Source organism: Pantoea sp. USHLN256, from assembly GCF_037149875.1.
Lineage (GTDB): Bacteria > Pseudomonadota > Gammaproteobacteria > Enterobacterales > Enterobacteriaceae > Pantoea > Pantoea nemavictus.
The window spans coordinates 172,032-196,108 of record NZ_JBBCQO010000004.1 but is presented as its reverse complement, the minus strand read 5'-3'; the positions used below and the strand labels follow the sequence as shown (position 1 = coordinate 196,108).

Annotated in this window: 21 protein-coding genes; 13 read left to right on the top strand and 8 right to left on the bottom strand. The window is 52.2% G+C overall.

Going from position 1 to position 24,077, the window contains the following annotated elements; all coding sequences use genetic code 11:
- Positions 1-64 precede the first annotated feature (64 nt).
- The 3 genes from sppA to pncA all read left to right on the top strand — a co-directional run bounded on the left by sppA (position 65) and on the right by pncA (position 3,647).
- Positions 65-1,924, top strand: a complete 1,860-nt coding sequence (sppA, locus tag WFL93_RS12655) for a signal peptide peptidase SppA (protein WP_336778274.1) — start codon at positions 65-67, stop codon at positions 1,922-1,924.
- 85 nt (positions 1,925-2,009) lie between these two features.
- Positions 2,010-3,023: an asparaginase gene (ansA, locus tag WFL93_RS12650; RefSeq protein ID WP_336778273.1), complete on the top strand. Its 1,014-nt coding sequence runs from the start codon at positions 2,010-2,012 to the stop codon at positions 3,021-3,023.
- A gap of 15 nt (positions 3,024-3,038) precedes the next feature.
- Entirely contained in the window at positions 3,039-3,647 is a 609-nt protein-coding gene (pncA, locus tag WFL93_RS12645) for a bifunctional nicotinamidase/pyrazinamidase (RefSeq protein ID WP_007889701.1), read from the top strand.
- 34 nt (positions 3,648-3,681) lie between these two features.
- Here pncA and WFL93_RS12640 read toward each other — a convergent pair whose 3' ends face one another.
- Positions 3,682-3,963 carry a YeaC family protein gene (locus tag WFL93_RS12640; protein WP_007889700.1) on the bottom strand — a complete coding sequence of 94 codons (282 nt, stop codon included), beginning with the start codon at positions 3,961-3,963 and terminating at the stop codon, positions 3,682-3,684.
- Positions 3,964-3,965: 2 nt separating this feature from the next.
- Positions 3,966-4,376, bottom strand: a complete 411-nt coding sequence (gene msrB / locus WFL93_RS12635) for a peptide-methionine (R)-S-oxide reductase MsrB (protein WP_007889699.1) — start codon at positions 4,374-4,376, stop codon at positions 3,966-3,968.
- Positions 4,377-4,714: 338 nt separating this feature from the next.
- On the opposite strand from msrB, the gene gapA reads away from it, so the two are divergent.
- Both gapA and WFL93_RS12625 read left to right on the top strand, forming a co-directional pair.
- Complete coding sequence (gene gapA / locus WFL93_RS12630) at positions 4,715-5,713, top strand: glyceraldehyde-3-phosphate dehydrogenase (protein ID WP_007889697.1); 999 nt, start codon at positions 4,715-4,717, stop codon at positions 5,711-5,713.
- A 74-nt stretch (positions 5,714-5,787) separates the two neighbouring features.
- Complete coding sequence (locus WFL93_RS12625) at positions 5,788-6,660, top strand: D-hexose-6-phosphate mutarotase (RefSeq protein WP_336778272.1); 873 nt, start codon at positions 5,788-5,790, stop codon at positions 6,658-6,660.
- Between the two features lie 23 nt (positions 6,661-6,683).
- On the opposite strand, the gene WFL93_RS12620 is transcribed toward WFL93_RS12625, so the two are convergent.
- Together WFL93_RS12620 and WFL93_RS12615 are read right to left on the bottom strand one after the other, a co-directional pair.
- Positions 6,684-7,532: an aldo/keto reductase gene (locus WFL93_RS12620; protein ID WP_336778271.1), complete on the bottom strand. Its 849-nt coding sequence runs from the start codon at positions 7,530-7,532 to the stop codon at positions 6,684-6,686.
- 84 nt (positions 7,533-7,616) lie between these two features.
- Entirely contained in the window at positions 7,617-8,366 is a 750-nt protein-coding gene (locus tag WFL93_RS12615; RefSeq protein WP_007889686.1) for a MipA/OmpV family protein, read from the bottom strand.
- Between the two features lie 407 nt (positions 8,367-8,773).
- Here WFL93_RS12615 and yeaG point away from each other — a divergent pair, with 407 nt between their 5' ends.
- The 6 genes from yeaG (at position 8,774) to WFL93_RS12585 (ending at position 17,498) form a co-directional block, all read left to right on the top strand.
- On the top strand, positions 8,774-10,708 hold the full coding sequence (gene yeaG, locus WFL93_RS12610) for a protein kinase YeaG (protein ID WP_007889683.1): 1,935 nt from the start codon (positions 8,774-8,776) through the stop codon (positions 10,706-10,708).
- A gap of 91 nt (positions 10,709-10,799) precedes the next feature.
- A complete protein-coding gene (locus WFL93_RS12605; protein ID WP_007889682.1) occupies positions 10,800-12,077 on the top strand; it encodes a YeaH/YhbH family protein in 1,278 nt (425 codons plus the stop codon).
- Between the two features lie 231 nt (positions 12,078-12,308).
- The gene (locus WFL93_RS12600; RefSeq protein ID WP_007889680.1) at positions 12,309-14,036 is read left to right on the top strand and encodes a potassium/proton antiporter; all 1,728 of its coding nucleotides are present in this window, start codon (positions 12,309-12,311) and stop codon (positions 14,034-14,036) included.
- A gap of 77 nt (positions 14,037-14,113) precedes the next feature.
- A complete protein-coding gene (locus WFL93_RS12595; protein WP_007889678.1) occupies positions 14,114-14,347 on the top strand; it encodes a DUF1480 family protein in 234 nt (77 codons plus the stop codon).
- A 376-nt stretch (positions 14,348-14,723) separates the two neighbouring features.
- Entirely contained in the window at positions 14,724-16,190 is a 1,467-nt protein-coding gene (wbaP, locus tag WFL93_RS12590; RefSeq protein WP_336778270.1) for an undecaprenyl-phosphate galactose phosphotransferase WbaP, read from the top strand.
- Between the two features lie 114 nt (positions 16,191-16,304).
- A complete protein-coding gene (locus WFL93_RS12585) occupies positions 16,305-17,498 on the top strand; it encodes a multidrug effflux MFS transporter (protein WP_007889674.1) in 1,194 nt (397 codons plus the stop codon).
- On the opposite strand, the gene dadX is transcribed toward WFL93_RS12585, so the two are convergent.
- Together dadX and WFL93_RS12575 are read right to left on the bottom strand one after the other, a co-directional pair.
- Entirely contained in the window at positions 17,491-18,561 is a 1,071-nt protein-coding gene (gene dadX, locus WFL93_RS12580; RefSeq protein WP_336778269.1) for a catabolic alanine racemase DadX, read from the bottom strand. The two genes, WFL93_RS12585 and dadX, sit on opposite strands and share 8 nt — an antisense overlap.
- A 21-nt stretch (positions 18,562-18,582) precedes the next feature.
- Positions 18,583-19,884 carry a D-amino acid dehydrogenase gene (locus WFL93_RS12575; protein ID WP_336778268.1) on the bottom strand — a complete coding sequence of 434 codons (1,302 nt, stop codon included), beginning with the start codon at positions 19,882-19,884 and terminating at the stop codon, positions 18,583-18,585.
- Positions 19,885-20,378: 494 nt separating this feature from the next.
- Between WFL93_RS12575 and WFL93_RS12570 the strand changes: the two genes are divergently transcribed.
- Positions 20,379-21,914, top strand: coding sequence for a SpoVR family protein (locus WFL93_RS12570; protein WP_007889670.1), 1,536 nt, complete (start codon positions 20,379-20,381; stop codon positions 21,912-21,914).
- A gap of 46 nt (positions 21,915-21,960) precedes the next feature.
- Here the strand turns inward: WFL93_RS12570 and fadR are convergent, their stop codons facing one another.
- The gene (gene fadR / locus WFL93_RS12565) at positions 21,961-22,680 is read right to left on the bottom strand and encodes a fatty acid metabolism transcriptional regulator FadR (RefSeq protein WP_007889669.1); all 720 of its coding nucleotides are present in this window, start codon (positions 22,678-22,680) and stop codon (positions 21,961-21,963) included.
- A gap of 320 nt (positions 22,681-23,000) precedes the next feature.
- On the opposite strand from fadR, the gene dsbB reads away from it, so the two are divergent.
- Positions 23,001-23,531: a disulfide bond formation protein DsbB gene (gene dsbB, locus WFL93_RS12560; RefSeq protein WP_007889668.1), complete on the top strand. Its 531-nt coding sequence runs from the start codon at positions 23,001-23,003 to the stop codon at positions 23,529-23,531.
- A gap of 40 nt (positions 23,532-23,571) precedes the next feature.
- Here the strand turns inward: dsbB and WFL93_RS12555 are convergent, their stop codons facing one another.
- Positions 23,572-24,018, bottom strand: coding sequence for a YcgN family cysteine cluster protein (locus WFL93_RS12555; RefSeq protein ID WP_049852170.1), 447 nt, complete (start codon positions 24,016-24,018; stop codon positions 23,572-23,574).
- Between the last annotated feature and the right edge of the window lie 59 nt (positions 24,019-24,077).

The window sequence follows — 24,077 nt, the reverse complement described above, 5'->3', positions numbered from 1 at the left end:
GGATGAACCCGACATCGGGGCAGACCGCGTGCTGGCTGCCCTGTTACGTGAATATGGAGAGTTTATGCGCACATTGTGGCGAATTATTTCCGGTCTGTTCCGCTGGACGTGGCGGGTGCTGAATTTTATTCGGGAATTTATTCTTAATTTATTTCTTATTGTATTGATCCTGGCGGGCGTTGGGATTTGGATGCAAGTTTCCAGTTCCAGCAACAGTGAGCCCGTTCAGCAAGGCGCGCTGAAAATCGATCTGAGCGGCGTGCTGGTCGACAAACCTTCGGTCAGCAATCGTCTGAGTCGTATTAGTCGCCAATTATTAGGCGCAAATGGCGATCGCCTGCAGGAGAACTCACTGTTTGATGTGGTGGATGCGATTCGCCAGGCGAAAACCGATAAAAACATTACCGGTATTGTGCTGGAGTTACGTGACTTCGCCGGTGGCGATCAACCTTCGCTGCAATATGTCGGTAAAGCGCTGCGTGAATTCCGTGATGCCGGAAAACCGATTTATGCGGTCGGCGACAGCTACAGCCAGGCGCAATACTACATCGCCAGCTACGCCAACAAAGTTTACCTGTCGCCACAAGGCACGGTGGATTTACACGGTTTCGCGACTAACGGCCTGTATTACAAAAGCCTGCTGGATAAGCTGAAAGTCAGCTCGCACGTGTTCCGCGTGGGTACTTATAAATCTGCGGTTGAGCCGTTCCTGCGTGACGATATGTCACCTGAAGCGCGTGACGCCGACGGCCGTTGGGTGGGCCAGCTGTGGCAGAACTACCTGAACACCGTTGCAGCCAATCGCCAGATTACCGCCGATCAGCTCTTCCCTGGTGCGGCTGGCATTATTAGTGGCCTGCAAGCTGTTCAGGGCGATACGGCAAAATACGCGCTGAACAATAAATTAGTCGATGTGCTTGATACACGCGCAGCCGCCGATCAGGAGCTGGTCAAAACGTTCGGCTGGGACAAAGCGAATAACGATTATCGTAGCGTAAGTATCTACGACTATAACGTTAAACAACCGCCGCAAAGTCAGGATGGGAACATCGCGGTAATCCTCGCTAGCGGTGCCATCATGGACGGTGAAGAGAGCGCGGGGAATGTCGGTGGTGATACCACTGCATCGCAGATTCGCGATGCGCGTCTTGACCCGAAAATTAAAGCGATTGTACTGCGTGTTAATAGCCCTGGCGGCAGCGTAACGGCATCAGAAGCGATTCGTGAAGAGCTGGCGGCAGCCCACGATGCCGGCAAACCGGTAGTGGTTTCCATGGGTGGTATGGCGGCTTCAGGAGGTTACTGGATTTCCACACCTGCCGATTACATCGTGGCGGCACCGAGCACGCTTACCGGTTCGATCGGTATCTTTGGCGTGATTAATACCGTGGAAAACAGCCTGAGCTCGGTTGGCGTGCACACTGACGGTGTCGCGACTTCACCACTGGCGGATGTCGCGACCACCAAAGCTCTGCCGCCTGAAGTACAACAGCTGATGCAGCTCACCATCGAGAATGGTTATCGCAACTTCGTCGGTTTGGTCGCCACTTCACGCCATAAAACGCCTGAGCAAATTAATGCTATTGCACAAGGCCACGTCTGGACCGGCAGCGATGCCAAAGCTAATGGTTTAATTGATGCGCTGGGAGACTTTGACGACGCCGTGGCAAAAGCCGCCGAGTTGGCGAAAGTCGCGAAACCGGAACTGAGTTGGTATCAGGATGAACCGGGCATGCTCGATTTATTGCTGAATCAGATGAACGCTTCGGTGCAGGCGGTATTGCCCGCAGCGTTGAAAGTCTGGCTACCTGCTCCGATGCTTGATGTGATGAGCGCGGTTAAACAGCAGCCTGGCTTGCTTAATAATCTCAACGATCCGCAAAATCGCTACGCTTTCTGCCTCAACTGCGGCAACGTACGCTAATCTTTACAGCCCGGCCGCTGGTCGGGCTGCTTTTCGTTCGCAATCCCCTTATACTGCGCGCTTTACGGCAAGTCTGAGTTTCATCATGCAAAAGAAAAATATCTATGTAGCCTACACAGGCGGCACCATCGGGATGCAGCGCTCTGCGCAGGGCTACATTCCGGTCTCCGGTCATTTACAGCAGCAGCTGGCAAACATGCCCGAATTCCACCGGCCTGAAATGCCCGATTTTACTATCCATGAATATCAGCCGCTGATGGACTCCTCGGACATGACGCCGCAGGATTGGCAATCGATTGCTAATGATATTCAGCAAAACTACGACCTTTATGACGGTTTTGTCATTCTGCATGGCACCGATACCATGGCGTTCACCGCTTCGGCGCTCTCATTTATGCTGGAAAACCTCGCTAAGCCGGTCATCGTTACCGGTTCGCAAATTCCACTGGCGGAGCTGCGTTCCGATGGACAGCAAAATCTGCTGAACTCGCTGTACGTCGCAGCGAATTATCCAATCAGTGAAGTCGCCCTGTTCTTCAACAACACGCTATTCCGTGGCAATCGTACCACCAAGGCACACGCTGATGGCTTTAATGCCTTCGCTTCCCCGAATCTATCACCGCTACTCGAAGCTGGAATTCACATTCGTCGGCTGAATACTCCGCCGGCACCACAAGGTAAAGGCGCGCTGATTGTGCATCCGATTACGCCGCAGCCCATTGGCGTCGTGACGATCTATCCGGGTATTTCCGCTGACGTAGTGCGTAACTTCCTGCGTCAACCGGTAAAGGCATTGATTCTGCGATCTTATGGCGTGGGTAATGCGCCGCAGAATGCCGAGTTCCTCTCGGAGCTACAGCAAGCCAGCGATCGCGGCATTGTTGTGGTTAACCTAACGCAGTGTATGTCCGGCAAGGTGAATATGGGCGGCTATGCTACGGGAAATGCCCTGGAACACGCCGGCGTGATCAGCGGTTTTGATCTTACCGTTGAGGCAACATTAACAAAACTGCACTTTTTATTGAGTCAGGACCTTACCAGCACGGAAATTCGTGCCAAAATGCAGCAAAATTTACGCGGCGAACTGACCGAAGATTGATACGGAGCGAAAGTAATGAAGCGGGCATTGATAATTATCGATATTCAGAACGACTTTTGCCCCGGCGGCCCAATGGCGGTACGTGATGGCGACCAAACGGTGGCCGTGGCCAACCGTTACGCGCGTGAGTTTCACGAGCGCGGCGAGTGCGTGGTGGCTTTGCAGGACTGGCATCCCGCCAATCACGGCAGCTTCGCCTCAATCTCCGGCGAACCGGTTTACACTTTGGGTGAATTAAACGGTTTAGCGCAGATTTGGTGGCCCGATCATGGTATTGAAAACTCTGTCGGTGCGGATTTCCACCCTGACCTCGATCGATCTTTGATCGATGCCGTGTTCCATAAGGGCGGCGATGTCGAGGTGGATAGCTACAGTGCCTTCTTTGATAATGGCCACCGCCGTAAAACTGAACTCGATAGCTGGCTGCGCGAGCGTGGTATCAGCGATTTAGTGATGTTGGGCATTGCGACCGATTACTGCGTCAAGTACAGCGTGCTGGATGCGTTAGAACTGGGCTATAACGTTGAGGTCGTCAAAGAGGGCTGCCGCGGCGTGAACCTGAATCCGGATGATAGCGACATTGCGTTCGCACAGATGGCAGCGCAAGGCGCGGTATTAATCTGAAAATGAGGGCTGGCAGCAACCAGCCCTTTTGCTTTTAGTGCAGGTTGATGCGCGTGACATCGGGCTCGATACCGAACTCTTCTTTCAGCTGTTTTTTCGACTTCATCACCATATCCCCACCTTTGCTGATGGTCATATGCTGTGGATCGTCATTGTGGCGCGCCTGCCACAACATGACCAGCTGCAGGCAATTATCCTTCTGCTCTTGCGTCAGGGCGACGCCATCCGGCCATTTACCGGTTTCAACTGCGGTAGACAATCGCTCATACACTTCCGGCGTCATTGCCGCCAGCATCGCTTCCAGTTCCTGTTTCATACTTAGCCCTCTTGCTGATTGCCCTGCTCATCAGTGAAGTTCAGCGAAGCGGAGTTCACACAGTAGCGCTCGCCGCTCGGTTGTGGGCCGTCCGGGAAAACATGGCCAAGATGGGCATCACAGTTGCCACAACGAATTTCCACCCGATGCATACCGTGTGAATCATCTTCCAGATAACGGATCGCGTCGTCATTGAAGGGTTGATAGAAGCTTGGCCAGCCGCAACCTGAATCATATTTCGTTTCAGACAGAAACAGGGGTGAGTTACAGACTAAGCAGTGGTAGATACCGTCCTGTTTGTTGTGCAGCAAGGCGCCCGAGAAAGGGGGCTCCGTTCCACGATGCTGAGTGACATAGCGCTGCATTTCTGAAAGCTGTGCGATTTTTGCGTCGGGTGCGGTGTCTTTAGCCATATTGAGTTCCGGAGTGTCATTCTGAAAAAATCGACTAGTATTCTAACAAACGTACAACATCTATCGGGTCTTATTTCGTGCTAACGCATCCGACCCTTCTGCCATAGCTCGATTTTGTGATGGTGATCACCCTTTGTAAAAGTCATCCCTTTTCAGCCCGCATTCGGCGTAACATAGGCGCGCAATAAGGGTGCTGCGTAAGCGATTGCGCAACGAATTATTCCTGGCGTTGGAATTGACCTGTCGCAACAATTGACACGATTCCGCTTGACGCCTGGTAAGGTTTTTGTAATTTTACAGCCAACCTTTTATTCACTAACAAATAGCTGGTGGAATATATGACTATCAAAGTAGGTATCAACGGTTTTGGCCGTATCGGTCGCATCGTTTTCCGTGCTGCGCAGCAGCGTTCTGACATCGAAATCGTCGCGATCAACGATCTGCTGGACGCCGATTACATGGCTTACATGCTGAAGTATGACTCTACTCACGGTCGTTTTGACGGCACTGTAGAAGTGAAAGACGGTGCACTGATTGTTAACGGTAAGAAAATCCGTGTTACCGCTGAGAAAGACCCGGCTAACCTGAAATGGGACGAAGTGGGTGTTGACGTTGTTGCTGAAGCGACCGGTATCTTCCTGACCGACGAAACTGCACGTAAACACATCACTGCTGGCGCGAAGAAAGTGGTTCTGACTGGTCCATCTAAAGACAGCACCCCAATGTTTGTTCGTGGCGCTAACTTTGACAAGTATGCTGGCCAGGACATCGTTTCTAACGCGTCTTGCACCACTAACTGCCTGGCACCACTGGCTAAAGTCATCAACGACAACTTCGGTATTGTTGAAGGCCTGATGACCACTGTACACGCTACCACAGCAACTCAGAAAACCGTTGATGGCCCGTCTCACAAAGACTGGCGCGGCGGCCGCGGCGCAGCTCAGAACATCATCCCATCTTCTACCGGTGCAGCTAAAGCAGTTGGCGTTGTACTGCCAGAACTGAATGGCAAACTGACTGGTATGGCGTTCCGCGTTCCTACTCCGAACGTTTCTGTTGTTGACCTGACTGTTCGCCTGGAAAAACCAGCCACTTACAAAGAAATTTGTGCAGTGATCAAAGCTGAGTCAGAAGGCAAAATGAAAGGCGTGCTGGGCTATATCGAAGACGACGTCGTTTCTACCGACTTCAACGGCGAAACCCTGACTTCAGTATTCGATGCTAAAGCAGGTATCGCTCTGAACGACAACTTCGTGAAACTGGTTTCCTGGTACGATAACGAAACCGGTTACTCACACAAAGTTCTGGACCTGATTGCACTGGTAGCTTCTAAGTAAGCTAATCTGTGAAACAGACAAGGGGTGACTTCGGTCGCCCCTTTTTTTCGACTGAATAATGAGAAGGTCTGACCATGCAAGATACGCTTTATACCCTGCCGGTAGTCAATCAAATCACCCCTTATCTGTCACAACGGCAGCAAGGTGATTTACCGATCGTGGTAATCAGCCATCCTAAAGTGCGCGCCGCAATTGCGTTACAGGGCGCCCACCTTCTGTCATGGCAGCCCAGCGGACAACAGCCGGTGATTTGGCTCAGTGAAAAGACGCCATTCACTAGCGGTAAAGCCATTCGCGGTGGCGTGCCAATTTGCTGGCCATGGTTTGGCCCGGCGGGCGAACCAGCGCACGGTTTTGCACGCAATATGCCCTGGACGCTAACTGCTCACGATGAAAACGAAGATGCGGTATTGCTCACCTTTACACTGGAAAGCAATGCACAAACTAAAAAGCTGTGGCCGCATGATTTCACCTTACTTGCCCGTTTCCGTATCGCTGAGCATTGTGAAATCGAGCTTGAAGCCTACGGCGATTATGAAGCCACGGCAGCGCTCCACAGCTATTTCCATATTGCCGATATCGCACAAGTTGAAGTCAGTGGTTTAGGCAATAGCTATATCGATAAGGTTAACGATAATGCCATTGGCGCATCGGAGGGTAAACAGACTTACCCGAACCGTGTGGATCGTATCCACACCGCTGCTGATGATTGTAGCGTCATTCATGACAGAGGCGGCAGACGCCAGATCGAAGTCTACCATCACTATCAAAGTGACGTTGTCACGTGGAACCCAGGGCCTGAATTGTCTTGTAGCATGGGCGATATGCCCAATGAAGGCTATAAAACCATGGTTTGCGTCGAAACCGCGCGTATTAATAAGCCGCTTAAGAGCGCTGGCGAATCACCTGCTCGCCTCGGCACCACGATTCGCGTCGTTAACAAATAAGATGATGCGGCGCGTTAGCGCCGCTAAACCACATCCAGTGCGGTTTTATGCTGCGGCGCAGGGAATGCGCGATCAATTATGGCGAGCTCTTCGTGAGTTAAATCGATGGTTAACGCCGCGGCATTCTGCTGTACGTGGGCTACACTGCTGGCTTTAGGAATGGCTAAAACCCCTTTCTGAAGGATCACCCAGGCCAGCATAACCTGCGCTACGCTGATGCCCTTCTGTTGTGCAATCTGCTGCAATTGCCCATCTTCAAATAATGCCTGACGCAGTCGGCCGGCTTGCGCCAGAGGGCAATAAGCCATGATTGGCACCTCGCGTTGCTGACACAGCGGCAACAAATCATACTCAATGCCACGTGAGGCCAAATGGTAGAGCACCTGGTTGGTTACACAGGCAGTGCCGCCTGGCTCATTCCACAGTTCAAGCATATCGTCATGGTCAAAATTCGATACGCCCCAGTGGCGGATTTTGCCCTGCTGCTGTAAAGACTGCATCGCGCGAATGGTCTCTTCTAAAGGCACATTGCCGCGCCAGTGGAGAAGATACAGATCCAGATAATCGGTTTGCAGGCGGCGCAAACTGCGCTCGCAGGCCTCAAACGCGTCAACTTCACCGGCGTTCCAGGGGTAGACTTTGGACACTAGCCAGGCTTGATCGCGACGTCCACGCAGCGCTTCTCCAACAACGTCTTCCGCACCACCTTCGGCATACATTTCGGCGGTATCAATGACTTTTAAGCCGTGGTCGAGCCCGGCCTGTAATGCCGCCACTTCCAGACCGCGCTGCGCGGCGTTTTCGCCCATATACCAGGTGCCCTGGCCGATAGCGGGTAAGGCAGATTCACCGTAAAATTTAATGGTCTTCATTACTCCTCCGGCTGCGCTAAATTGGGGCTCGCAAAACGTGCAATGTAAAAAAAACGCCTCAATACGAGGCGTTAATTTTAGTTTTTAGAAGCTATAACTTACGCCAGTCCAGAGTGTGAACTGGCCATCTTTATCGACCATTGGACTGTCTTTAATTTCGCTGTCAAAACGCGTATAGCGTCCTGACAAACTGGCGTTCCAGCTGTCACTGATTTTATAGCTGGCATTCATCTCGACATACGGCGACCAGCTATCATCTGGGTGGTATTCAGAAATACCGGTACGCGCGCTTTCATGTGAAGAAACACCATAATAGTAGCGGTTCTGATTGGCACTGTTCCACAGCGCGCCAATACCCGGTGTCAGGCTGAACGCACCGAAATCAAAGCGATATAAATAAGTGATATCCCAGAGCATGCCATTGCTGTTATTAAGCACATCGCCAAGCAATGAGGTGCGCACAATGCCCCAGTCGGCGACATGACGATAGCTGGCACCCGCCATCAGCGTCATACGGCGCTTATCCAGCCCCTTCATATCACCCAAATCGTTATCTTTAGGATCGTACTTTTGTGGCGATCCCAGCACAGTCAGCGACAGCTGATTCTGTGGGTCTTTCCACAGGTAATAGCCACCCTGCAGGCTGCGGAACCAGAAATTTTCACCTTCGTAATTAATCACTGGGATCGGCAGGTAACGGTCTTGACCACCACGATAAGGTGACTGTGCATAAATGACCGAAGCACCGAGAGATAAGGGTTCTGCATGAGTGCCGAACGCCGCAAAATAACAAGGAATAGCAACAGCAAGCGCTTTAAGTTTGAATTGGTTCACAATTTGTTCAGTCCATTAATATAACAATCACACGTAGAGTCTAACCAAATTTTTGCCATCGGTTAACGTTTAATGATGCTCTCGCAACCGCGCAACAGAATTATCTGAGGCGCCTGGTTGCCCTACCTGCTTAGGTTGAAAGCCTCAGTGCTTATGAGACTTTGTTATTGATATATCGCTGAATAAGGAGAAAAGTGGCAGCAGGTTTTCTGAATGCCTTCTACAGTTAAATGTAAGACGAGACTTTTTGTACGAGCAGAGTAACCAAAAGAATTGTGTATCCCGATAAAAAAACGTCAGGTTGGCATAAGGGTTGCTGTACTCATTAAAGAATATCTTCCGGGAGCAGCTAGACAATTTTATTACGCTCCTTTACCTGTGCTAAAAACGAAAGGACGGGCATCGCTATGAATATATTCGATCACTATCGTCAGCGTTATGAAGCTGCCAAGGACGAAGAGTTCACATTGCAGGAATTCCTCGCCATCTGTAAACAGGATCGCAGTGCATACGCCAACGCTGCCGAGCGACTATTAATGGCCATCGGTGAGCCGGTGATGGTTGACACTGCGCAAGAGCCACGCCTTTCCAGAATTTTCTCCAACCGCGTCATGGGACGCTACCCTGCCTTTGAAGAGTTTTACGGTATGGAGGAGGCGATTGAGCAAATCGTCTCTTACCTGAAACATGCCGCGCAGGGTTTAGAAGAGAAGAAACAAATTCTCTATTTACTGGGTCCAGTGGGCGGCGGTAAATCTTCGCTGGCTGAACGCCTCAAAGCACTGATGCAGCGCGTTCCTATTTATGTGCTGAGCGCCGACGGCGAGCGCAGCCCGGTAAACGATCATCCACTCTGTCTGTTTAACCCGCAGGAAGACGCCAATATTCTGGAAAAAGAGTATGGCGTGCCGCGGCGTTACCTCGGCACCATCATGTCGCCGTGGGCGGCAAAACGCCTGCATGAGTTTGGCGGCGATATTACCCGCTTCAAAGTCGTTAAGGTGTGGCCATCGATTCTTGAACAGGTTGCCATTGCCAAAACAGAACCAGGCGATGAGAACAACCAGGATATCTCCGCGCTGGTCGGTAAAGTGGATATCCGTAAACTGGAAAACCATGCGCAAAACGATCCTGATGCTTATGGCTACTCCGGTGCATTGTGCCGTGCTAACCAAGGTGTGATGGAGTTCGTTGAGATGTTCAAAGCACCTATTAAAGTGCTTCATCCCCTGCTGACCGCGACACAAGAAGGTAACTACAACGGTACCGAAGGCATCTCTGCCCTGCCGTTTAACGGTATCATTCTGGCGCACTCCAATGAATCAGAATGGGTCACCTTCCGGAACAACAAGAATAATGAGGCGTTCCTTGACCGTGTCTACATTGTCAAAGTGCCTTATTGCTTACGCGTTTCCGAAGAGATCAAGATTTACAACAAACTGTTGGATCACAGTGAATTGACCACCGCGCCATGTGCACCGGGTACGTTAGAAACATTGGCCAGGTTCTCCATTCTGTCACGCCTGAAAGAGCCGGAAAACTCCAGCATTTACTCGAAAATGCGCGTCTATGATGGTGAGAGCCTGAAAGATACCGATCCAAAAGCGAAATCCTGGCAGGAGTATCATGATTACGCCGGCGTTGATGAAGGTATGAACGGCCTCTCCACTCGCTTCGCCTTCAAAATTCTGTCGCGCGTGTTTAACTTTGATCATGCTGAAGTGGCGGCCAACCCGGTACATCTGTTTTACGTGCTGGAGCAGCAAATCGAACGTGAGCAGTTCCCACAGGATCAAGCCGAGAAGTATCTGGAGCATCTTAAAGGCTATCTGATTCCGAAATACGCAGAGTTCATTGGTAAAGAGATTCAAACCGCGTATCTGGAGTCATACTCTGAATACGGGCAGAACATCTTTGATCGCTACGTCACCTATGCCGATTTCTGGATTCAGGATCAGGAATATCGTGATCCCGACACCGGACAACTGTTTGACCGTGAATCGCTGAACGCCGAACTGGAAAAGATCGAGAAACCTGCCGGGATCAGTAACCCAAAAGATTTCCGCAACGAGATTGTGAACTTTGTGCTGCGAGCACGTGCGCAAAACAGCGGTCGCAACCCGAACTGGACCAGCTACGAAAAACTGCGCACGGTCATCGAGAAGAAAATGTTCTCCAACACCGAAGAGTTGCTGCCAGTCATTTCGTTCAATACCAAAACCTCAACGGACGAGCAGAAAAAACACGACGATTTTGTCGATCGCATGATGGAAAAAGGCTATACCCGCAAGCAAGTACGCCTGCTGTGTGAGTGGTATCTGCGCGTGCGTAAGTCGTCATAATCGTTACCTGTAAGCGACGCAGCGCTTGAGTGCTGCAACAGGAGGCCGGGTGATCCCGGCCTAAGCTTACAATGCAGCTTGGGGGAGTTTTATGGCCTATTTTATCGATCGGCGTCTCAACGGTAAGAATAAAAGCGCCGTCAATCGGCAGCGCTTTCTGCGCCGTTATAAGTCGCAAATCAAGCAGTCGATCTCCGAGGCCATCAATAAGCGTTCGGTGACCGATGTCGAGAGCGGCGAATCGGTCTCGATTCCAATTGACGATATCAATGAGCCGAGTTTCCACCAGGGCCGCGGCGGTAATCGCCATCGCGTTCACCCCGGGAACGATCACTTCGTACAAAACGACCGCATTGAGCGCCCACAAGGTGGCGGCAGCGGCGGTGGCAGCGGCCAGGGGAATGCAAGCCAGGACGGTGATGGTCAGGATGAATTCGTCTTCCAGATCTCAAAAGATGAATATCTCGATCTGCTGTTCGAAGATTTGGCGTTGCCGAACCTGCGTAAGAATCAGCATCGTCAGTTAAACGAGTACAAAACCCATCGCGCTGGCTACACCTCAAACGGTACGCCGGCTAACATCAGCGTGGTGCGTTCGCTACAGAACTCGCTGGCGCGTCGTACAGCGATGACGGCGGGTAAACGCCGCATGCTAAACGAGCTGGAAGCGACGCTGACGGAAGTAGAAAACAGTGAACCAGCCCAGTTGCTGGAAGAAGAACGCCTACGTAAAGAGATCGCTGAGTTGCGCGCGCGCATTGAGCGTGTGCCGTTTATCGATACCTTTGATCTGCGCTACAAAAACTTCGAGAAGCGGCCAGAACCGTCCAGCCAGGCCGTGATGTTCTGTTTGATGGACGTGTCAGGTTCGATGGATCAAGCCACTAAAGATATGGCGAAGCGCTTCTATATCCTGCTGTATCTGTTCCTGAGCCGCACCTATAAGAACGTTGATGTGGTTTACATTCGCCATCACACCCAGGCGAAAGAAGTTGATGAACAGGAGTTCTTCTACTCGCAGGAAACGGGCGGCACTATTGTATCCAGTGCCCTCAAGCTGATGGATGAAGTGGTAAAAGAGCGATATGACCCGGCGCAGTGGAACATTTATGCGGCGCAAGCCTCAGACGGTGACAACTGGGCCGATGATTCCCCACTCTGTCACGAGATTTTAGCCAAGCATATTCTGCCGGTTGTGCGTTATTACAGCTACATTGAAATTACGCGCCGCGCCCACCAGACCTTGTGGCGCGAGTATGAACACCTGCAGGCGATGTTTGATAACTTTGCAATCCAGCATATTCGTGAGCCAGAAGATATCTATCCGGTATTTAGAGAGCTTTTCCACAAACAGGCGGCTGAAGCCTGAATGTATAAGCCGGTCACTGACCGGCTTTTTCTTATCAGCAGCAAACCTCAATCCTTGCCAATTCCTGTTGAATTTTCATACAAATGTAGCCGTATATGGGATACGGCCCCACAGAATGAAAAAATGTGCAATTAAGCGCTGACAAGCTATTGATAAGGCATTATCTTTTCACCTTGTCTGTGTGAATCCCCCGCAGTTTGTCTTTTTTGTTCCCGCCGCAGGAGAATGCCGTTGAATGCCAGCATGATTTACAGTTTGTTCATTATTGGGTCCGTGCTGGTAGCAGCAAGTATTTTGCTCAGTTCCTTTTCATCCCGCCTTGGCATTCCTATTCTGGTGATCTTCCTTGCTCTCGGCATGTTGGCCGGCATTGACGGCATTGGCGGCATCGCGTTCGATAACTATCCGGTTGCCTATCTGGTCTCTAACCTCGCGTTAGCCATTATCCTGCTGGATGGCGGCATGCGGACTAAAGCGTCCTCACTGAAAGTGGCGCTCGGTCCAGCGCTATCGCTGGCGACAGTCGGCGTAATGATCACCGCCGGATTAACCGGCGTCGCTGCAGCCTGGTTATTTAAACTCGACCTGATGCAGGGCTTTCTGATTGGCGCGATTATCGGTTCCACCGATGCCGCGGCGGTGTTTTCACTGCTGGGCGATAAAGGCCTGAATGAACGTGTTAGCTCAACGCTGGAGATCGAATCCGGCAGTAACGATCCCATGGCGGTGTTTCTTACCATCACGCTGATCGACATGATTCAGCAAGGCCAGTCTGGATTAAGCTGGATGTTCGTGGTTCATCTGGTTCAGCAGTTTGGTCTGGGCATTGTGTTAGGCCTCGGCGGCGGCTGGGCGCTACAGCAGCTGATTAACCGCATTAACCTTGCGCAGGGTTTGTATCCGCTGCTGGCAGTAAGCGGCGGCATCATCGTATTTGCCCTCACCACAGTAATGGAAGGCAGCGGCATCCTGGCGGTCTATCTCTGCGGTTTCCTGTTGGGTAATAGCCCCATTCGTAACCGCCACGGCATCCTGCAAACCTTTGACGGCATGGCATGGCTGAGCCAAATCGGCATGTTCATCGTGCTGGGATTGCTGGTAACGCCGTCCGATCTTTGGCACATCGCGGTGCCAGCGATGATTCTGTCACTATGGTTGATTTTGGTGGCTCGCCCGCTTTCCATCCTCGTTGGCCTGTTACCTTTTAAAGGCTTCACCGGGCGCGAACGAATCTTTATTAGTTGGGTCGGCCTGCGTGGCGCGGTGCCGATCATCCTCGCCGTTTTCCCGATGATGGCTGGGCTGGAAAACGCCAAGCTCTACTTTAATATCGCGTTCTTTGTGGTACTGGTTTCGCTGATGCTGCAAGGCACCTCGCTCGGTTATGCCGCCAAACGCGCCAAAGTGGTGGTGCCGCCGACCGCCTCGCCAATCAGTCGCGTTGGGCTGGATATCCATCCGGAAAATCCGTGGGAGCAGTTCATCTATCAACTGAGCGCCGATAAGTGGTGCGTCGGCGCCGCGCTGCGCGATTTACAGATGCCGCGTGAAACCCGCATCGCCGCGCTGTTCCGCGATAACGCGTTGATGCATCCGAACGGCAATACGCGTCTTAAAGAAGGCGATGTACTGTGCGTCATCGGCCGCGAGCGCGATTTGCCGGCGTTAGGCAAGATGTTCAGCCAGTCGCCTCCGGTATCGCTCGATCAGCGCTTCTTCGGCGACTTTATTCTTGATGCTGAGGCGCGCCTACGCGATGTCGCCCAAATTTACGGGCTGGAACTGGATGAGCAGACCAACGATCAGCAATCGCTGGGTCAGCTGGTGATGAGCCTGTTAGGCAGCACGCCGGTGGTCGGCGATCAGGTGGAATGGAATCAACTCACCTGGACAGTAGCCGAAAAAGAGGACAATCAAATCGTGAAAATTGGCGTGCGCGTGAGTGAAGACAAGGAATAATCCGAGTCTTTACCGCTCGTAAAAGGCGTGTGAACGACTATGCTCACTACTCAACCCAGCAAATACGGGAGAATGTTATGGGACACGTGGTGAAGATTGGTCGTTATGAAATTGTTGATGCAGAGTTCAATACTGACAATGTCGATACTGTGAGTATTCCCTGCCACACCAATCCCGGCCTGAGTGACCAACTCGACGGCTGGGATGTGGAAACCAGTGTACCGGCGTGGATTGATGGCGAGGCGGTCGATCTGCAAATCGGACATTATGACAAACAGCAGGACCTGTGGGTCCTAAAAAAACCTGCCTGATTGTTTCTCACCGCCATTGAGCCAATGGCGGTCATTCCGAAAAGTTGTCTTAAAATGAAGCGTCATATTGCAGTTTATTTTACTTTTAACCTTATATTTCAAATAATTAGCCAATTATTTCTTTAGTCATTTATTTCCTTTTCAGACTATTTCCATATTAACTCTGTCAAATAACTCCTGCATACTCTTAAACGTTGCTGCAGCTTTTCGTGACGTGCATCACGTCTCAAACGGTCCTTTCCTTGCAGCGCTTATGGCAGCACTGACTTATATCTCGCTGAAAATATTATTTTTTCTGCTTTTCAGCGGACCACTCCTGAGCGCGTACTTGATTCTGGTCAGGCCATCTTTTACTTAAGAAAAGAGAGCAGGTTTTATGGCAAGTACTTTGATAATGAATAGCGCAACCCGCTCGTGGAGCGGACTGCGCAAAAATCTCATCGCAAAAGTCGCACTTAGCTTATCGGATTTAATTGCGTTAAATCTGGCATTGTTTTTATCTGCCGCTACCGTTCAAGGTATTTGGGGCGAACTGGATACCTTTATTCCGCCACAGCAGATTGAATACCGGTTTATTGCCCAATTAGGCCTTTCGGTGCTTTGTACCGCCTGGTTCTGGGTACGCATGCGTCACTACACTTACCGCAAGCCGTTTTGGTTTGAATTGAAAGAAGTCATCAAGACGCTGTTCGTCTTCTCTCTGCTCGATCTGGCGCTGATTGCCTTCTCGAAATGGGACTTCTCGCGCATGGTTTGGGTATTTAGCTGGACCTACGCCCTGCTGCTGCTGCCGTTGATGCGCGCGGTAGTGAAACGCGCAATCAACCGCGCGGGCCAATGGCAGAAGGAAACCATCATCATTGGTTCCGGCAAAAATGCGATGGAAGCTTATGCGGCGCTGCAAAGTGAAGAGATCCTGGGTTATAACGTGCAGGCCTTTATCTCGCTGGATGATGACCAACAGCATGAAAAAGTGAATGGCGTGCCGGTAATTACCTGGAAAGATATTAACTGGCAGACCATGGACCGTGACAACACGCAATTTATCGTCGCCACCGAGTTTGAGCAGCAAGTGGTGCGCGATAAATGGCTGAAGTTCCTGTCCAAAATGAAGTGCCGTTCGATTTCCGTGATCCCTACGCTGCGTGGTGTGCCGCTGTATGGCACCGACATGTCATTTATCTTCAGTCATGAAGTGATGATCTTGCGCGTGAGCAATAACCTGGCGAAACGCTCTTCCCGCTTCCTGAAACGTACTTTCGACATCGTGGTGGCCTCGCTACTGCTGCTGTTCCTCGGACCGGTGTTTGGTCTGCTGTGTGCGATGGTGAAACGCGATGGTGGCAATGCGATTTATGGCCATGAACGCGTGGGACAAGATGGCGTGAAGTTCAAGTGCCTGAAGTTCCGCTCAATGGTCACCAACTCGCAGGAAGCGCTGCAAAACCTGCTGGCGACCAGCGAGGAGGCACGTGCCGAGTGGGATCGTGATTTCAAACTGAAAAACGACCCGCGCGTCACCAAAATTGGTAACTTCCTGCGTAAAACCAGCCTTGATGAGTTGCCACAGCTGTGGAACGTGATTCGCGGCGAAATGAGCCTGGTGGGTCCACGTCCGGTGATTGAAGCGGAACTGGAGCGCTATGCCGGCGATGTTGATTACTACCTGATGGCCAAGCCGGGCATGACCGGTCTGTGGCAGGTTAGCGGCCGTAACGACATCGACTACGATACGCGCGTTTACTTCGACTCCTGGTACGTGAAGAACTGGGCGCTGTGGACGGACATCGCCATTCTGTTTAAAACCGCAGGTGTCGTGGTACGTCGCGACGGCGCTTACTAATACCCTCGACGCGGTGCCTGTGCACGTTGGCAGGCATCGCATTTTTTTATCCCTTTCTTTTTCCCCGCAGAGTCATTACCCTTCCCGCTTGTTTAACAGGTCGTTCGGTTCGTAATGCAAAAATTCACCTTAATTCTGCTAAGCCTGGTGCTGCTGGCGCCGCTTGGTATTGATCTTTACCTCCCTACTCTGCCGCAAATCGCCGATGGACTGAACAGCCCGGTGAGTCTTATCCAGATCACCATTCCGCTGTTTTTGTTAGTGATGGGCATTGGTCAGCTGGTCACCGGACCGTTGGTGGATAACTTTGGCCGTAAACCGATCGCGCTGATCGGCCTGGGACTCTATATCATCGGCAGCGCGATTGCTGCCACTGCGACGCTTTGGCCGGTGTTCTTCCTCGCACGTATCATTCAGGGCTGTGCCGTGTGCTGCACCGCGGTGGTGGCATTCAGCGGCGTGCGCGATCGCCTCAGTGGCGAAGATGCCGCGCGCGCCTATGGCTTTCTCAACGGCGCACTGAATATCGTGCCAGCGCTGGCACCGCTACTGGGCGGGATTCTGGCTGAAGCCTACGGCTGGCGTATGCCGTTCTGGTTCCTGTGCGGTTATGCGCTGGTTATCGGTTTGATCGTACTGCTGTGGCTGCCGGAAACGCGTCCTGCGGACACGCTGCGCGTCAAAGGTTTACCGCTAGCGCAGTATGCTGCGATCGCGCGTGAACCGCGCTTCCTCGCCTTCGCATTTGCCAATGCGGGCGCGCTGGGCATGGTGCTGACGTATGTTTCGTTAGCGCCGCACGTGCTGATGACCGAAGGTGGCCTCACGCCGCTGCAGTTCTCCTTCGCATTTGGTGCCAACGGCTTCTGGATCATGCTGGTGAGCGCCTTCGTGAATAAAACGATTCGCAAAGCCGGACGTCCGTTCTGCCTGGCGATGGGCTTTGCCACGATGCTGATTGGCGCGATTCTGCTGATGATGGGCACCACGCTGCTACCCGCGGCATGGCAAAACCATTGGGCGCTATACATGATTCCGGTAGCGGTTTCTGTAGCAGGATTGGCGTTTACGGTGGGGCCGGCCACCAGCTACGCGCTGGAGCCCTATCAGCAGCAAGCGGGTGTTGCCGCGGCCCTGCAAGGTTTTATTCAGATGGCGTGTGGCGCAGGTGGCAGCATGGCAATCGTGGCACTGCCCGTTGCAGAGAAATCATCGCTGGCGTTAATGATGTTGACAGGTGCAGCGCTGGCTCTGATCGCCTGGCGCTGCAGCAAGAAGATGCACGGCAGCGTGACCGCGCTTAAATAACCTCAACCGGAACGCGTGGCGCAAGCGCACACATCAGCTCGTAGCCCACCGTTCCGGCAGCTTTTGCCACTTCATCAATCTTCACCTGATTCCCCCATAGCTCAACCTTCGAACCAATTCCGGCCTGCGGGCAGGGTTCCAGATCGATCATCATCATATCCATGGATATCGCGCCCAGCGTTTGTGTGCGCACGCCATCAACGCTGACCGGCGTTCCGGTGGGTGCATGACGTGGATAGCCGTCGGCGTAACCACAGGCAACAATACCAATACGCTGCGCTGCACCAGCATGATAGCGATAGCCGTAACCGACACCATCACCGGCATTCAATTGCTGTACACCAATGATCTCGCTGTGGAGTGTCATCACTGGCTGCAATCCGGTGCTGGCGATATCCTGCCAGTCACCGCTCGGCGATGCGCCATACAGGATGATGCCAGGACGCACCCAGTCAAAATGCGCTTCCGGATGCCACAGCGTGGCAGCAGAATTCGACAAGGAGCGTGGACAATCGAGCCCTTCCGCTGCCTGCTCAACGCGCTTCATCGGCTCAATGATGCCTTGCGGGTTTTCGGCATCGGCAAAGTGCGCCATCAGCGTCATTTCACCGACGTTAGGCAATGCGCGCAGTTTTTGCCACGCCGCCTGCGCCAGTTCAGGCCGAAAACCTAAGCGATTCATGCCGCTGTTAATTTTCAGGTAGACATCGATTGGTGCCGACAGATGTGCCTTGGCGAGCGCCTGAATCTGCCAGTTACTGTGTACGCTGGTGGTGAGACGATAGCGATCGATCAGCACTAAATCGTCGGCATGGAAGAAGCCCTCCAGCAGCAGGATCGGTTTTTTCCATCCCTGCTCACGCAGCAAAATCGCCTCTTCCATATTCAGCAGCGCAAAACCATCAGTTTCGGCGAGGCTTTGCCACACGCGGGCCACGCCGTGGCCATACGCATTGGCTTTCACCACTGACCAGACGTGCGAGTGAGGAGCCGCCTGACGCACAGTGGCCAGATTATGACGCAGTGCCTGGCGACTGATGGTGGCACCGGTTGGACGTGACATGCTTGTACTCTCCCTGAGGTTTCAACGCGCCGCGTTGGCGTTACGCAATGGCGACGCATGTGGCTCAAAACCCGGCAGGTAGCGCAGCACTGACAAATCATCTGCGGCAATCGCCGGTTTCTGACCGGAAATTAAATCGGCCAACAGCTGACCGGAACCACAAGCCATCGTCCATCCCAGCGTACCGTGACCGGTATTGAGATAGAGATTTGAGAGCGGCGTGCGCCCCACAATCGGCGTACCGTCTGGCGTCATCGGACGCAAGCCGGTCCAGAACGTGGCCCGTTCGACATATCCGCCTTCAGGATAAAGATCGCGGACGACCATCTCCAGCGTTTCGCGTCGTGCCGGCAACAGTTTGGTGTTAAAACCAACAATTTCTGCCATGCCGCCCACGCGGATGCGATCGTCAAAGCGCGTCACCGCCACTTTGTAGGTTTCATCAAGGATGGTGGAAACCGGTGCAGCATCAGCATTTTTAATCGGAATGGTTAACGAATAGCCTTTCAGCGGGTACACCGGGATCGCCAGGATATCTTTCAGTAACGCCGTGGAGTAGGAACCAAACGCCACTACGTAAGCATCGGCTTTAATCACTTCCTCGCCACACTTCACGCCGTAAATGCGGTTGCCCTCGCGCAGCAGTTGGTCGACCGATGTGTTGTAGCGGAAAGTGACGCCCGCCGCCGCCGCCATCTCTGCCAGTCGTTGGGTGAACAGCTGGCAATCGCCGGTTTCATCGTTGGGCAAGCGTAAACCGCCGGTAAGCTTGTGGGCGGTCGCCGCTAATGCCGGTTCGACATTTTTCAGTTGATGCGCCTCGAGTAACTCATAAGGCACGCCAGCATCACGCAGCACCGCAATATCTTTGCTGGCACTGGCAAACTGCTGCTGAGTACGAAAAAGTTGCAGCGTTCCGCCCTGCCGACCTTCGTAAGCAATACCGGTGCTGGCACGCAGCGTTTTCAGGCAGTCGCGGCTGTACTCCGCAATGCGTACCATGCGGCTTTTATTCTCTTGATAGTGCTGCATGTCGCAGTTACGCAACATATTCCACATCCATGCCAGCTGGAACTTGCTGCCGTCCAAACGCACCGCCAGCGGCGCGTGACGTTGAAACATCCATTTGACAGCTTTGAGCGGAACGCCCGGCGCCGCCCAGGGCGCAGCGTAGCCCGGCGAGATCTGTCCGGCATTACCGGCGCTGGTTTCCAGCGCCGCTGCGGGTTGACGATCGATGACCGTCACCTCATGCCCAGCCTGTGCCAGATACCATGCGCTTGCTACCCCAACCACACCACTACCAAGAATTACTACGCGCATAAGCCCCTCGTCGCAGCAAAAGAATAATTAACTATTAACCAAGCCCAGGGCAGGATAATTTCACCACCCATCAAATCTTACATTCGACCGCCATATTTCACATGTTTTTCACCTAACTGCACACTGAAATCATGCATCACATCAAAAATCAGGATTTTTTATGCCTTTAATCGCTTAATCAGCCATTTATTATGCGTCAGGTAGGGGTTTTACCTTTTTTCAGGAGAAAGCGCCGCAGTCATACAATGCACTTATAAACAGAATATTATCCTGACATTTGAAATAAAACCAACACTTACCATAAGTATCCGCTTAACTGACGCTTTTTGAATGATTTTCTGCCAAAAGAATTCAATTGAGATTCAGTTTCGGATAGGCGACAGTGGACTATCATTGAAGTGTTCGCTCAGTTTTATTGGGCCATCTTTACTCAGGATGAGGCCTTAAACGATCGTGACAGGTGATCCCTGCCGCTTGCAAAACAGAGGTGCGCTATGACGACAATCTTTGACGAGCCGACCCGCAACAGTAAACGACTCAGTGACGGCCCAGACTGGACCTTCGAACTGCTGGATGATTATCTGGCGGAAATTGACCGCGTAGCGAAAAGCTACGGACTGGAAACCTATCCGCACCAAATCGAAGTGATCACCTCCGAACAGATGATGGATGCGTACTCCAGCGTGGGTATGCCGATCAACTATGCACACTGGTCGTTTGGCAAGAAATTCATCGAAACCGAACAACGCTATAAGCACGGTCAGCAAGGCCTGGCTTATGAGATCGTGATTAATTCCAATCCGTGTATCGCCTATTTGATGGAAGAGAACACCATGACCATGCAGGCGCTGGTGATGGCGCACGCCTGTTATGGCCACAACTCTTTCTTTAAAAATAACTATCTGTTCCGCAGTTGGACCGATGCCAGTTCGATTGTTGATTACCTGTTATTCGCCAGAAATTACATCACCGATTGCGAAGAGCGCTATGGCGTCGAGGAAGTTGAGCGCCTGCTCGATTCCTGCCACGCGTTGATGAATTACGGCGTTGATCGCTATAAACGTCCGCAAAAAATTTCGCTGCAGGAAGAGAAGGCCCGTCAGCAGAGCCGCGAAGAGTATCTGCAGAGCCAGGTAAATACGCTTTGGCGCACGCTGCCGCGTAAAGAGAAGGAATCGGTGCACATCCAGGCATCGCGCTATCCCTCTGAGCCACAGGAGAACCTGCTCTATTTCATGGAGAAAAATGCGCCGCTGCTGGAGTCGTGGCAACGTGAAGTGCTGCGTATTGTGCGTAAGGTCAGCCAGTATTTTTATCCGCAAAAACAGACGCAGGTGATGAACGAAGGCTGGGCGACATTCTGGCACTACACCATCCTTAATCATCTGTATGACGAGGGCAAAGTGTCGGAACGCTTTATGATGGAGTTTCTGCATAGCCACACTAACGTGGTGTATCAGCCGCCCTATAACAGTCAGTGGTATAACGGCATCAACCCGTATGCGCTGGGCTTTGCGATGTTCCAGGACATCAAGCGCATCTGTCAAACACCTACCGAAGAAGACCGCTACTGGTTCCCTGACATTGCCGGTTCCGACTGGCTGAAAACCATGCATTTTGCCATGCGTGAGTTCAAGGACGAAAGCTTCATCAGCCAGTTCCTGTCGCCAAAAGTGATGCGTGATTTCCGGTTATTTACGGTGATGGACGATGACCGCAACAATTTCCTCGAAATTGCGGCCATTCATGACGAAGCGGGTTATCGCGCCATTCGGCAGCAGCTGTCGGCACAATATAATCTGAGCAATCTGGAACCGAACATTCAGGTTTATAATGTCGACTTACGTGGCGATCGCTCATTGACGCTGCGTTATGTGCCGCAACAGCGGGCGCCGCTCGATAAAAGCCGCAAAGAGGTCCTGAAGCATGTGCATCGTTTGTGGGGCTTTGACGTGATTCTGGAACAGCAGAATGAAGACGGTAGCGTCGAGTTGCTGGATCGATCGCCCACGCGCGGTCCAACGCTATAAAACAAAAAACCGGACTGTTAACGTCCGGTTTTACTTTTATCGCTGGTTATCGCTTGCTGGCTAAATCATCCGGCATGCTTTTCTGCATCTTGTGCCAAATCTCACCGCTGCGTCGACCGTATTCACGTACGCTATCGACAATCTGCTCCTGCGAAGGATTTGCCACGCACAGATCGGCCAGTTGGCGATAGAAGTTACGCGCCAGTTCACGGGCTTCCAGACTGGAGAAGTAGTGACGACCCACACGGGTATACAACCCTTTCAGGCCATTCAAAATCAAACCATAAATCGGGTTACCGGACGCAAACGCCAAACCGCGAAACACACGATAATCGAGCTCGGTGTAAGCCTCTGCTTTATCCTCCTCACTCAGCGCATTTTCCAACACTTCACGCGCTTTTTCTGGATGATGGCGCAGTGCACGGCTGATAAAAATGGAAGAGATGTTGGTACGCACCGATAGCAAATTATCAATCAGCTGCGGCACGCTATCGTGGTCGAGTCGGGCCAGCGTTTCGAGGATGTTTAAACCAGAGGTTTCCCAGAAATCATTTACGCGTGTCGGCTTGCCATGTTGGATGGTCAACCAGCCATCACGTGCCAGGCGCTGCAACACTTCACGCAGCGTGGTGCGAGTCACGCCAATCAGTTCAGAAAGCTCACGTTCGGCAGGTAGAATGGATCCCGGCGGAAAACGACTGTTCCAGATGCTTTCAATAATATACTCTTCAGCAAATCCCGCAGGGCTCTGCGCCTTAATCACCATAGCATTTATTTCTCGTTGCTTTCTTTATCGTAATACGACTCATCATACCAGAGCGGCTATAGCGGAAATAGCCTGCCAAACGATTAAAAGCGCGCGCTGGCGCAAAATTCAGCTGTGTTTTCAGACACGCTAGTGCGACAAAGCATACGTTTGCGCTGCGCTTGTTGCCGACAGATTTTCTCTCGCCTTTTGAGTCCACTCTTTTTTCACTTCAACCAGACTTAAGTCATTTTTGTACATGATTTTTTCCCGCTGCCTGGCTGGCACGGGTGCGCTTTTGGTTTACACTGCGAAACATTAACGGTTACAGGAAAAGCAATATGTTGCGATATTTGAATCAATGCTCGCGTGGACGAGGTGCCTGGCTTTTGCTGGCCCTAACGGCTCTGGCTTTTGAATTGACGGCTTTGTATTTTCAACACGTGATGGGATTGCAACCCTGCGTGATGTGTATTTATGAGCGTTGCGCACTGTTTGGTGTGATGGGTGCAGGCATCGTGGGTGCCATCGCGCCAAAAACGCCGCTGCGCTGGGCGGCGATCCTGATCTGGATTTATAGCGCCATTGAAGGGGTTCGCCTCTCCTACGACCACACCATGATTCAGCTGCACCCCAATCCATTTGTCACCTGCGATTTTGCGGCGCGTTTCCCCACCTGGCTGCCGCTGGATAAATGGCTGCCCTCGGTGTTTGTCGCCAGCGGCGACTGCGCCGAACGTGGCTGGACTTTCCTGACCTGGAGCATGCCGCAGTGGATGATCGTGATTTTCGCGGCGTATCTGTTGGTCGCGCTGCTGGTGTTAATTGCCCAACCGTTTAAACCTAAACGCCGCGATCTGTTCGGACGATAAGCACAAACAAAACAGGCAGCCGTAGCTGCCTGTTTTATGTTTAACCGTTACGGTCCGGTCGATCAATTATATGCTCTTCCCAATCGCGCACTTCACTCTCACGCACCGCAATAAAACGCACGGAAATGCGCTGGGCATGCATCGCTTTTTTAGAGCCGGCGATCAGCGGATGCCAGGCCGGCAAGGCTTTCCCTTCCCCTAATACGCGATAGGCACAGGTACGCGGCAGCCATTCAAAACTGGTGAGATTTTCGCGCGTCAGCTTGATGCAGTTCTCTTCTAACTCAAAACGACGCTCGTAGCTGCGACATTGGCAGGTTTTGATGTTCAGCTGATTACAGGCGACGTTGGTGAAGTAGATCTCATCGGTGTCCGCATCCTGCAACTTATTCAGGCAACATTGGCCACAGCCGTCGCACAGGGATTCCCACTCTGCGTCGTTCATTTGGTCAAGGCGTTTAGTCTGCCAGAAAGGTTGTTCAGTCATGATGGCGGTCCGGGTTGATAATAAGACCGCACCTTATAAAGCTTCAGGTGCGGTGATGC